Here is a 10,986-nt window from a genome sequence, read left to right as displayed (position 1 = left end):
TCTTAGTGCAACCTTGGCGTCGGGCCTTGTCCCTTGTCATCGATGACGTAGCCCCGATAGAACCGGTCCAGCGTAAATGGCGCGGACAGCGGGTGCGGTTCGTCCTTGGCGATGGTCCAGGCAAAGCATTTTCCTGATATCGGCGTGGCCTTGAATCCGCCATAGCACCAGCCAGTATTGAGATACATGCCCGGTAGCGGGCCCGTTGTGATGATGGGGGAGCCGTCCATTGTCATGTCCATGATGCCGCCCCACGACCGCAGCAGCTTGATGCGCGCCAGCGCTGGGATGAGCGCCACGAACTCGCTCATCACATCCTCGACAACCGGGAGGTTGCCGCGTTGCGCGTAGGAATTGTAACCATCGATGTCGCCGCCGAAGACGAGGCCGCCCTTGTCCGACTGGCTGAAGTAGAGATGCCCGCCGCCAAAGGTCGCGACCGTATCGACGACCGGCTTCAGCGCTTCCGAGACGAACGCCTGCAGCACATGCGATTCAAGCGGCAGGCGATCAATGCCGGCCCGGCGCATGAGTTCGCTGGTGTGACCGGCGACCGCACAGCCGACCTTCTTCGCATTGATCGGTCCGCGCGTGGTCATAACACCGGTGACCGTATCGCCATCCTTCAAGAAGCTCGTCACTTCGCAATTCTCGATGATGTCGACGCCAAGCTGGTCGGCTGCGCGCGCGTAGCCCCAAACGACGGCGTCGTGCCGGGCTGTACCGGCGCTACGCTGCATCAGTCCGCCGAGGATCGGGAAACGCACTGAGTTGCTGATATCGAGCCCCGGAATGAGTTTCTTGATCTGCTGCGGGCTCATCAGCTCGCAATCGATGCCGTTGAGCCGCATCTGGTTGCCGCGCCGCGCATAGACGTCGAGCTGCGGCAGGGTGTGGGCAAGATTGACGACGCCGCGCTGCGAGAACATCACATTGTAATTGAGGTCCTGGGAGAGCGTCTCCCACATCTTCATCGACGCTTCGTAGAAATGCTGGTTCTCGGTCAAAAGGTAGTTCGAGCGGATGGCCGTGGTATTGCGGCCGATATTGCCGGAGCCAAGCCAGCCCTTTTCGACCACCGCAATATTGCGAATGCCATGCTCCTTGGCGAGGTAATAGGCGGTGGAAAGACCATGGCCGCCGCCGATGATCACCACGTCATAGGACGGTTTTGGTGCAGGCTTGCGCCAGGCGGGCTTCCAGTCCTTGTTGCCATTAAGGGCGTTCTTAATAAGGGTGAAAGCTGAATAGCGCATGTGGGATTCCGAATTCGAATGAAGTCTATCGATCATGCTTGGCTTTTTTGCCTTCGCCAAGCCCTTGGAGACCTTTTTGAGAATTCAGCCCGATGAGGCAGGTGGTGCAGTTTTTAAGAACCGGAGCGCAGTGGACGTTCTGTCCATGAGTATGCAAGTGCAGAAAATCGCATCAGATGTCCATCAGGGTGGAGAAATCAAAGGTCTCTGGGGCACATCATCGCATTGCCCTTATCTGCCGCTTTCGCTATTGCGTCAGTGAACGCCGTTTTGACGGTATTATTCGGCCACAAAATCAACAGTATGTTGACCAATCCACCAAAGCTTGATGTCCGGGAGCAGCACATGGCAGTGACGATCAATGGCAAGGAGATTGCCGAGGACGTGGTTTCGAAGGTCAAGGCGTCGGCCGCCGATTTGATCGAGACCAGTGGAATGACCCCCGGCATCGCGGTCGTGATTGTCGGCCAAGACCCTGCGAGCCAGGTCTATGTCGCCTCCAAGGGCAAGAAGGCGCGCGAATGCGGCTTCCACTCCGTGCAGCACACCTTGCCGGAAGAAACCTCGGAAGAAGACCTGGTCGCGCTGGTCGAAAAGCTCAATGCCGACCCGCTCATTCACGGTATTCTGGTGCAGTTGCCGCTGCCCAAGCACATCGATTCCGGCAGGATCATCCAGACGATCTCGCCAGACAAGGATGTCGACGGCTTCCATTTCATCAATGTCGGCAAGCTCGGCACCGGTGAAATCGAGACTGCTTTCGTACCTTGTACACCGGCCGGATCGATGCTGCTGATCGAGCGCATTCTTGGCCGTGATCTTTCCGGTCTGAACGCTGTCGTCATCGGTCGCTCCAATATCGTTGGCAAGCCAATGTTCAACCTTTTGCTTTCGCACAACGCGACCGTCACCATCGCGCACAGCAAGACGAAGGACCTTGCCAGCATCTGCCGCAACGCCGATATCCTCGTTGCTGCTGTCGGCAGGCCGCAAATGGTCAAGGCCGAGTGGGTCAAACCCGGCGCAACGGTCATCGATGTCGGCATCAACCGCATTGCGGCCCCCGAGAAGGGCGAAGGCAAGACTAGGCTCGTCGGCGATGTGGACTTTACTGATGCCTCGACGGTCGCCGCGGCGGTTACGCCAGTTCCAGGCGGTGTTGGACCCATGACGATTGCCATGCTGATGGCCAATACGCTTGTCGCTGCCTATCGTTCGGCCGGCAAGACTCCGCCTCGCTTCTGATAAATTTGCTCCAACAGGGAATCCGGTTAGAACAGCGCATGCCTGAAGCCCTCAAGGTCGGCAGAACCTTTGCCTTTCTGCTTGTCGACAGATTCCCGATGTTCAGCCTCGCGGCCGCCATCGATACAATGCGCACGGCCAATCGCATGTCCGAGCAGCCGTTCTATTCCTGGATAACCGTCTCGGCCACCGGTGCAGCGGTTACTGCTTCAAACGGCCTGCAGATCAATGTGCAATATGCGCTGGCTGATCTTCCTTCCGCCGACATCTTCTTCATCTGCGCCGGACTGACGACCGAATTCGAAGACAAGCCAAAGGTCATCGCGGTGCTGCGTACTCTCGGACGCCGGGGTGCATCGCTCGGCGGCCTCAATATCGGCAGCTACATCCTGGCGGAGGCGGGCCAGCTCGAAGGCCACCGCTGCACGATTCACTGGGAAAATCGCGCCGGCTTTCAGGAACGGTTCCCGCAGATCGATTGCACCGGCAATGTCTTTGAGATCGATCGCAAACGCTACACCTGCGCGGGTGGTACGACCTCGATCGACCTGATGCTCGAAATCATCAAGCAGGATTTCAGTCCCGCACTCGCCAATGAAGTGGCGAACCAGTTTCATCACGAGCGCATCCGCTCGCAGACCGACCGCCAGCGCATCGGGCCGGAGCGCGACCTCACCGGCAAGTCGGAAAAGCTCCGCAAGATCGTCGAACTCATGGCCGACAATCTGGAGCAGCCGAAGTCAGCGGTACGGCTTGCAAAAGCGGTAGGCCTGTCGGTCCGGCAGGTAGAGCGGCTGTTTTTGCGCCACCTCAACATGACACCCGGCCGGTATTATATGAGCCTGCGTCTGGAACGGGCGCGTGAACTGCTGCGGCAAACCCACTCGCCCATTCTCGATGTGGCGCTTGCTACGGGCTTCACGTCGCATTCCTATTTCGCCCAGAGCTACCGGGCGCAGTTCGGGCGCTCACCCTCGGATGAGCGCCGCACGACGTATTGAGGGTTCATTGCAGGCTCTCATGGTGAGCCGCGTCGAACCACGCACCTTGATTTCTGCTAGCCGGAATTCCGGGCTAACTACCCGAAAACCGATGCACCATTGTCCGCACGTCCAACCACATTGCGGAAGGCGGCGAAAAGTTCGCGTCCCATGCCATAGCTGTTGTGGCTGATATCCACCTCCGGTGTCGGACGAGCTGCGAGAACCTGCGGGTCCTCCAGCACGTCAAGCGTTCCGATCTCGGCATCCAGCCGGACCACATCACCATCGCGGATCTTGCCGATGATGCCGCCATCGAGCGCTTCCGGCGTCACGTGGATCGCCGCAGGGACTTTGCCCGAGGCACCGGACATGCGCCCGTCTGTGACCAGCGCGACCATGTGGCCGCGGTCCTGCAGCACGCCGAGCGCAGGGGTCAGCTTGTGCAGTTCGGGCATACCATTGGCGCGCGGGCCCTGGAACCGCACGACAGCAACGAAGTCGCGGTCGAGCTTGCCTGCCTTGAACGCATCCTGCAGCGCAGCCTGGCTGTCGAAGACGATGGCAGGCGCTTCGATGATGTGCCGTTCGGCCTTGACTGCCGAAGTCTTGATCACCGCCGTGCCAAGATTGCCTTTCAGCATCTTCAGGCCGCCAGTGACCTGGAAAGGCTGCTTGCAGGTGGAGAGCACCTTCTTGTCGGCGCTTTCCGCCGCGACCGGTTCGCGCACCACTGTACCGTTCTCGCCAAGCTTTGGCTCGATTGTATAGGCACGCAGCCCCTCGCTGCCGCCCCATACGGTCTTGACATCCTCATGCAGGAGGCCGGCATCCAGGAGCTCGCGGATGATGTAGCCCATGCCGCCCGCAGCGTGGAAGTGGTTCACATCGGCAAGGCCGTTCGGATAGACGCGAGCAAGCAGCGGGACCACATCGGACAGGTCGGAAATGTCCTGCCAGGTCAACTTGATACCAGCAGCGGCCGCCATCGCGACCAGATGCATGGTGTGGTTGGTCGAACCGCCGGTGGCATGCAGGCCGACGACACCATTGACGATGCTGCGTTCATCGATCATCTCGCCGACGGGCGTATATTCATTGCCGAGCGCCGTGATGGCCAGCGCACGTTTCGCCGCCTCGCGGGTGAGGGCGTCGCGCAAGGGCGTACCCGGATTGATGAAAGAGGAGCCTGGCATGTGCAGGCCCATTATTTCCATCAGCATCTGGTTGGAGTTGGCGGTACCGTAGAACGTGCAGGTGCCGGGGCCATGATAGGATTTGGACTCCGATTCAAGCAGTTCCTCGCGGCCGACCTTGCCTTCCGCGTAAAGCTGGCGGGTTTTCGCCTTCTCATCATTGGGCAGACCAGTGGTCATCGGTCCTGCAGGAATGAATACGGCCGGCAGATGGCCAAAGGTCAGTGCGCCGATGGTGAGGCCGGGCACGATCTTGTCGCACACACCAAGATAGACCGCCGCGTCGAACATGTCGTGCGACAGCCCTATGGCGGTGGCCATGGCGATCACGTCGCGTGAAAAGAGCGACAGTTCCATGCCGGGCTGTCCTTGCGTCACCCCATCGCACATGGCCGGAACACCGCCAGCAACCTGTGCCACCCCGCCGGCCTCTTTGGCAGCAGCCTTGATCAGTTGTGGATAGGTCTCGAACGGCTGATGGGCCGACAGCATGTCATTATAGGAGGTGATGATGCCGAGATTGGGCACGATGTCGCCAGCCAGTGCCGCTTTGTCGGACGGGCTGCAGGCGGCAAATCCATGGGCAAGGTTGGCGCAGGCCAGCGCCGTGCGCTTCGGTTTGCGCGACGCTGCCTCACGCAAATGGTCGAGATAGACATCGCGCGTCGGCTTCGACTGCTCGCAAATGCGCTTGGTAATGCTCTTCACCCGTTGCAGAACGGTCATTTTACGTCTCCTCTGGCGTATGCCCGGTCGTTGGGAGCCTCCCGGGCAATCACACGCTCCGGGCTTCAGGGAGCCCAGAAAATCTCAAGCTCGATCGGCACATGTCTGACAACTGCGCGGATCGGCATATCCGTCGTCGCGCCGTCGCCAAGCGCCTTTTCAAGAACGGCCTTTTTCTCCGCTCCCTCGATATGCAGTGCCACAAACCGCGCGCCCACAATAACCGGCAATGTCAGCGTCAGTCGCGGCTCGCCGGCGCCTTCCGCTAGCATTGGCAGCACAAGCGCCTTTTGGTCCGGCGAAATCGCATCGCTGAGCCGATCACCGCCGGGAAAGAATGAGGCCGTGTGTCCGTCGCTGCCCATGCCGAGAACGACGATATCGAAAGGCTGTCCAAGCTTGGCTATCGCTTCTGCCGCTATTTTAGCACCTTCCTCAGCATCCGGCGCGTCATTGTAGAGACCGACGAACTTTGCATTGGCGGCTTCATTGTGCACAAGCATCTCGGTGACCAGCTTCTGGTTGGAGCGGTCGCTGGACGGCGGTACAAAACGTTCGTCGACGAGCGTCACCGTTATCCTGTCCCAAGAAAGCTTCTTGATCGACAGTGCCTTGAAGAAGCGGGCAGGGGTCGTGCCGCCAGATACGGCAAGCACGGCCTTGCCGCGAGCCTGGCATGCTTGGCTCAGGCGTTCGGCAACCGCCGAGGCAAGGGCTTCAGCCAGCGCGTTGCCGTCGGCAAAACTATGCAATTCGTGATCCATTGCCATGCGACCCTGCTTTAGGAGGCATCGTGCCAGGTGCGACCATCGCGCTCGATAAGCGCAATCGACGCCGACGGCCCCCACGTACCGGCAGTGTATCCGACTGGCGGCTGTTCGTTTTCGGCCCAGGCCTTGAGTATCGGATCAATCCAGCGCCAGGCGGCGACAACCTCATCGCGGCGCATGAACAGTGTCTGGTTGCCACGCACCACATCCATGATCAGCCGTTCATACGCGTCGGGGCTACGAGCCTGGAAAGATTCGGCAAAGCTCATATCGAGTGGTACATGGCGCAGGCGCATACCACCCGGGCCTGGGTCCTTGATCATCATCCACTGCTTGACGCCTTCGTCGGGCTGCAGGCGGATGACCAACTGGTTGGCCACGACACGGCCTGCGCTTTCGCCGAAGATCGAATGCGGAATCGGCTTGAACGAGACCACGATCTCGGAAGCGCGCGTCGCCAGCCGCTTGCCTGTGCGCAGATAGAAGGGAACGCCGGCCCAGCGCCAATTGGCGATCTCGGCCTTGATCGCGACGAAGGTCTCAGTGTTGCTCGGATGGCCGAGCTCTTCCAGGTAGCCCTTGACCGCCCCCCCCGCAGACGCGCCGGCGCGGTACTGGCCGCGAACGGTCAATTCCTCGTAGTTCTTCGAATTGATCGGGCTCAGCGAGCGCAACACTTTCAGCTTTTCATCCCGAACAGCATCGGCATCCATCGATGCCGGCGGTTCCATGGCCACGAGACACAGAAGCTGCAGCATGTGGTTTTGCACCATATCGCGCAACGCACCTGCGGTATCGTAGTAGCCGGCGCGGTTTTCGAGCCCTACGGCCTCTGCCACGGTGATCTGGACATGGTCGATGTGAGCCGAATTCCACAGCGGCTCATAAAGCGCATTGGCGAAACGCAGCGCCATCAGGTTCTGTACGGTCTCCTTGCCGAGGTAGTGATCGATGCGGAAAATCTGCTGTTCGTGGAAGACATGGCCGATCGTATCATTAAGGGCGATGGCGGATTCGAGATCGCGGCCAATGGGCTTCTCCACGATGATGCGCGTGTGGTCGTGAACGAGCTTATAGCTCTTCAGGTGGCTGGTGATATCGCCGAACAGGGAAGGACTGACCGCGAGGTAAAACGCCCGTATCTTCTTTGAGTCATTGCCAATCTCGGCCTTGAGTTCCTCCCACCCGTTGTCCGACGTTGCATCGACAGCGACATAGGAAAGACGTTCCAGGAACTTGGCAAGCTGCGTTGCGTCGATTTCCTCAGCCTTCACGTGCTCCCTGATCGCCGCTTCGGCGAACTTGCGAAAATCCACGTTGGACATGGCCGAGCGGGACGCGCCAATGATGCGGGTTGGTTCGGACAGCTGTCCGTCGCGCTGGCGCTGATAGAGTGCCGGGATCAGCTTGCGCTCGGCGAGATCGCCCGTACCCCCGAACACAATGCAATCAAAAGGATCAACCGGGATAATCTGACTTGTCATGAGAACGGTCTCGCTATGCCTAAATTGCGCGCCTTGGGACGCAGGGTTGTATAATCTAATCGATTTAAAATGACCAGTCCCGAAGCGCGAACTGCGTCAAAATGCATTTCCAATTCGTTCGACTTCCAATACCATCGCAATGAACAGGAACAAGTCATGTTACAGAATCTATCCAGAGTTGTCGCACAGGATAAGAATTTCCTGAACATCATCAACGGACGGCGTGTCGCCGCACTCTTGCAGGAAACGATCACTGTTTTGTGTCCGTCCGATGGCCTGGCATTTGCCACCATCCCGGCGGGCAATGCCGATGACGTTGATCGGGCCGTGCGTGCGGCGAAAGACGCCTTCGATGCTGGTCCCTGGTCGCGGATGCCGGCATTCGAGCGCGGGCGGCTCCTTACACGACTGGGCCAGCTGATTGAGCAGCATGGCGATGAACTTGCGGCGCTGGAATCGCGCGACACCGGCAAGCCGATCCGTCAGGGCAAGGCCGATGTGGCCGCAGCCATTCGCTATTATGAGTTCTATGGCGGGGCAGGAGACAAAGTTCATGGCGACACCATCCCGTTTCTCGATGGTTATACCGCGCTGACTTTGCGCGAGCCGCATGGCGTCGTTGCCGGGATCATACCGTGGAATTATCCGATGCAGATCATGGCGCGCGTTGTTGGAGCGGCGCTTGCCATGGGTAATACGCTTGTCATCAAGCCTGCCGAGGACGCGTCCCTGTCGACGATCCGCATTGGTGAGCTCGCCATCGAGGCTGGCTTTCCCGAAGGCGTCCTCAATGTCATCACCGGTTACGGCCGCGAGGCAGGCGCCGCGCTGTCGGCACATCCGGGAATCGACTATGTGACGTTCACTGGCTCACCGGTCACCGGCACGGCGATCCAGCAGCAAGCGGCCACCAACAATCGTGGCGTCACCATGGAACTCGGCGGCAAGTCACCGCAAATTGTCTTTGCCGACGCAGATATAGAGAAAGCGTTGCCCGTCCTTATCAATGCGATCATTCAAAATGGCGGCCAGACCTGTTCGGCAGGCAGTCGCATTCTCATTGAGCGCCCGATCTATGATGAGGTGGCCGCGGCACTCGGCGAGCGTTTCAGCAAGCTGGTTGCTGGTCCGCACGATGCCGATCTCGATCTTGGCGCGATGATCAATCCGGCACAAAAGCGCCGGGTCGAAAATTATGTCTTTGCGGCGGCCGAGGCCGGCACGAAGGTCATTGCGCGTGGCTCCATCGATATCAATGCGCCTGTCACGGGTTACTATGTGGCACCTGTCCTGTTTGGCGCAGTGGATCCGGCAGCGATCATCGCGCAGGAAGAAGTGTTTGGCCCGGTGCTTTGTCTATTCGCCTTCGACGACGAAGAAGATGCAGTGCGCCTTGCTAACAGCACTGAATATGGTCTCGTGGCCGGTATCTGGACCAGGGACGGCGCACGCCAGCATCGCGTTGCCAAGCGGGTTCGCGCCGGACAGGTCTTCGTCAATGCCTATGGTGCGGGCGGCGGCATCGAACTGCCATTTGGCGGCTTCAAGAAATCAGGGCATGGGCGGGAAAAGGGATTCGAGGCCCTTTACGACATGTCCGCTACCAAGACGATCATCTTCCGCCACGACTGATCGCAACACATCAAATCACATGAGCATGTATGAGGAGAAGACATGACCCGTTTGGCAGGCAAGACAGCAATCATCACCGGCGCAGCTTCGGGGTTTGGCGAGGGGATGGCCAAGCGCTTTGCCGAAGAGGGCGCTAAAATTGTTGTCGCCGACCTCAATCTGAAAGGTGCGCAGAAGGTCGCCAACAATGTTGGCAAGGCTGCAATCGCCGTGCATGCCGACGTCTCACGCAAGGAGGAGGTCGATGCAATGGTTAAGGCCGCCATGGATGAATTCGGCCGTATTGACATCATGGTCAACAATGCCGGCTTCACCCATCGCAACGGCTCGATGCTCGAAGTCGATGAAAGCACCTTCGATCTGATCGGTGCTGTAAACATGAAGGCGATCTATTATTCGGCGCTGGCAGTGGTGCCGATCATGGAAATGCAGGGCGGTGGTTCTATCATCACAACTGCGTCGACCGCGGGATTGCGCCCGCGTCCGGGCCTTACCTGGTACAATGCCTCAAAGGGCTGGGCCATCAGCGCCACCAAATCCATGGCGATTGAACTTGCTCCGAAGAATATCCGGGTCAATTGCCTGTGTCCTGTGGCGGGTGAAACGCCGATGCTCGGCTTGTTCATGGGGGAGGACACGCCGGAAAAGCGCGCGCAGTTCAAGGCGACGGTGCCCCTCGGGCGCCTGTCCACACCGATGGACGTTGCCAATGCCGCGCTCTGGCTTGCCTCCAGCGAAGCCGACTTCATCACTGGCGTCGCCCTTGAGGTCGATGGTGGCCGCTGCATCTGAATGAATAGTGGCTTCACCCTTGAATCATGGGCGATGTGGGCTACATTGTTCGTGTAGCGAAAAATTCCCATAGCGCTTTCCTGGCAAATGTGACCCCGTGGCGCTCCCACCTTTCAAGGACACAATCATGACATCGAAACCTGTCTGGTTCATCACTGGCTGTTCAACCGGTTTTGGCCGCGAACTTGCGCGCCATACGCTTGAACTTGGTTATCCGACCGTCGTCACCGCCCGCAACCCGGCGCAGGTCGAGGATCTCGTCAAAGGACATGAGAATAACGCACTTGTCCTGAAACTCGACGTGACGAAGGCCGAAGACATCAAGAATGCCATCAAGGCAGCCGAGGAGCGGTTCGCACGCATCGACGTGCTCGTCAACAATGCCGGTATTGGCTATTTTGGATCGTTCGAAGAGAGCGAGATGGATGAAGTCCGCAAGATGTTCGAGATCAATGTCTGGGGTCTCGCCAACATGACTCGCGCAGTTCTGCCAACCTTGCGTAAGCAGCGTTCGGGCACTGTCGTCAACATTTCCTCACAAGGCGGGCTTGTGGCGAACCCGGCCGTCAGCTTCTACACTGCGACCAAATTCAGCGTCGAAGCGCTATCGGAAGCCTTGTCAAAGGAAGTCGCACCGCTCGGCATCAAAGTGCTTATCGTTGAGCCGGGTCCTTTCCGTACGGATTGGGCCGGCCGGTCTGCCAATGAAGTTCCATCCACGATCGAGGATTACCGTTCAACCTCAGGTCAGCGCGCACAGATGATACGCGACATCAGTGGCAATCAGCCGGGTGATCCGGTCCGCGCGGCAAAGGCAATCGTCCAGGCGGTCGAAGCCAAGGATCCGCCGTTGCGCTTGCTCCTTGGCAAGCAGGCCTTTGAAAACGCCCACAAGAAGATCGCGG

Annotated in this window: 10 protein-coding genes; 6 read left to right on the top strand and 4 right to left on the bottom strand. The window is 59.0% G+C overall.

Annotated elements, in window-relative coordinates; genetic code table 11:
- Positions 1-2: 2 nt before the first annotated feature.
- Positions 3-1,256 (bottom strand): sarcosine oxidase subunit beta family protein, encoded by a 1,254-nt coding sequence (locus tag AAAC48_RS12585; protein WP_340654492.1) that lies wholly within the window; start codon positions 1,254-1,256, stop codon positions 3-5.
- 34 nt (positions 1,257-1,290) lie between these two features.
- Here AAAC48_RS12585 and AAAC48_RS12580 point away from each other — a divergent pair, with 34 nt between their 5' ends.
- The 3 genes from AAAC48_RS12580 (at position 1,291) to AAAC48_RS12570 (ending at position 3,502) form a co-directional block, all read left to right on the top strand.
- Positions 1,291-1,518: a hypothetical protein gene (locus tag AAAC48_RS12580; RefSeq protein WP_340654491.1), complete on the top strand. Its 228-nt coding sequence runs from the start codon at positions 1,291-1,293 to the stop codon at positions 1,516-1,518.
- A gap of 83 nt (positions 1,519-1,601) precedes the next feature.
- On the top strand, positions 1,602-2,501 hold the full coding sequence (folD, locus tag AAAC48_RS12575) for a bifunctional methylenetetrahydrofolate dehydrogenase/methenyltetrahydrofolate cyclohydrolase FolD (protein WP_340654490.1): 900 nt from the start codon (positions 1,602-1,604) through the stop codon (positions 2,499-2,501).
- A 38-nt stretch (positions 2,502-2,539) separates the two neighbouring features.
- On the top strand, positions 2,540-3,502 hold the full coding sequence (locus AAAC48_RS12570) for a GlxA family transcriptional regulator (protein WP_340654489.1): 963 nt from the start codon (positions 2,540-2,542) through the stop codon (positions 3,500-3,502).
- 77 nt (positions 3,503-3,579) lie between these two features.
- Here AAAC48_RS12570 and edd read toward each other — a convergent pair whose 3' ends face one another.
- From edd to zwf, 3 genes are all read right to left on the bottom strand, one after another.
- Entirely contained in the window at positions 3,580-5,403 is a 1,824-nt protein-coding gene (gene edd / locus AAAC48_RS12565; RefSeq protein ID WP_340654488.1) for a phosphogluconate dehydratase, read from the bottom strand.
- A 65-nt stretch (positions 5,404-5,468) separates the two neighbouring features.
- Complete coding sequence (gene pgl, locus AAAC48_RS12560) at positions 5,469-6,167, bottom strand: 6-phosphogluconolactonase (RefSeq protein ID WP_340654493.1); 699 nt, start codon at positions 6,165-6,167, stop codon at positions 5,469-5,471.
- Between the two features lie 17 nt (positions 6,168-6,184).
- The gene (gene zwf / locus AAAC48_RS12555; RefSeq protein ID WP_340654487.1) at positions 6,185-7,657 is read right to left on the bottom strand and encodes a glucose-6-phosphate dehydrogenase; all 1,473 of its coding nucleotides are present in this window, start codon (positions 7,655-7,657) and stop codon (positions 6,185-6,187) included.
- A gap of 156 nt (positions 7,658-7,813) precedes the next feature.
- Between zwf and AAAC48_RS12550 the strand changes: the two genes are divergently transcribed.
- From AAAC48_RS12550 to AAAC48_RS12540, 3 genes are all read left to right on the top strand, one after another.
- On the top strand, positions 7,814-9,289 hold the full coding sequence (locus AAAC48_RS12550) for an aldehyde dehydrogenase family protein (protein ID WP_340654486.1): 1,476 nt from the start codon (positions 7,814-7,816) through the stop codon (positions 9,287-9,289).
- Positions 9,290-9,331: 42 nt separating this feature from the next.
- Positions 9,332-10,081: an SDR family oxidoreductase gene (locus AAAC48_RS12545; protein ID WP_340654485.1), complete on the top strand. Its 750-nt coding sequence runs from the start codon at positions 9,332-9,334 to the stop codon at positions 10,079-10,081.
- Between the two features lie 127 nt (positions 10,082-10,208).
- Positions 10,209-10,986: oxidoreductase (locus AAAC48_RS12540; RefSeq protein WP_340654484.1), on the top strand; the 778-nt coding region annotated here is incomplete at its 3' end.

It is taken from the genome of Phyllobacterium sp. (assembly GCF_037994405.1).
Taxonomy (GTDB): Bacteria; Pseudomonadota; Alphaproteobacteria; order Rhizobiales; family Rhizobiaceae; genus Phyllobacterium.
The sequence above is the reverse complement of the archived record's forward strand: the minus strand, read 5'-3'. Positions and strand labels throughout refer to the sequence as shown.

What these genes read in the sequence shown, in the direction of transcription:
- pgl (WP_340654493.1), bottom strand. Translation starts at nt 6,167, where the DNA reads ATGGATCACGAATTGCATAGTTTTGCCGACGGCAACGCGCTGGCTGAA.
- edd (WP_340654488.1), bottom strand. Translation starts at nt 5,403, where the DNA reads ATGACCGTTCTGCAACGGGTGAAGAGCATTACCAAGCGCATTTGCGAG.
- folD (WP_340654490.1), top strand. Translation starts at nt 1,602, where the DNA reads ATGGCAGTGACGATCAATGGCAAGGAGATTGCCGAGGACGTGGTTTCG.
- AAAC48_RS12545 (WP_340654485.1), top strand. Translation starts at nt 9,332, where the DNA reads ATGACCCGTTTGGCAGGCAAGACAGCAATCATCACCGGCGCAGCTTCG.
- AAAC48_RS12550 (WP_340654486.1), top strand. Translation starts at nt 7,814, where the DNA reads ATGTTACAGAATCTATCCAGAGTTGTCGCACAGGATAAGAATTTCCTG.
- zwf (WP_340654487.1), bottom strand. Translation starts at nt 7,657, where the DNA reads ATGACAAGTCAGATTATCCCGGTTGATCCTTTTGATTGCATTGTGTTC.
- AAAC48_RS12570 (WP_340654489.1), top strand. Translation starts at nt 2,540, where the DNA reads ATGCCTGAAGCCCTCAAGGTCGGCAGAACCTTTGCCTTTCTGCTTGTC.
- AAAC48_RS12580 (WP_340654491.1), top strand. Translation starts at nt 1,291, where the DNA reads ATGCTTGGCTTTTTTGCCTTCGCCAAGCCCTTGGAGACCTTTTTGAGA.
- AAAC48_RS12585 (WP_340654492.1), bottom strand. Translation starts at nt 1,256, where the DNA reads ATGCGCTATTCAGCTTTCACCCTTATTAAGAACGCCCTTAATGGCAAC.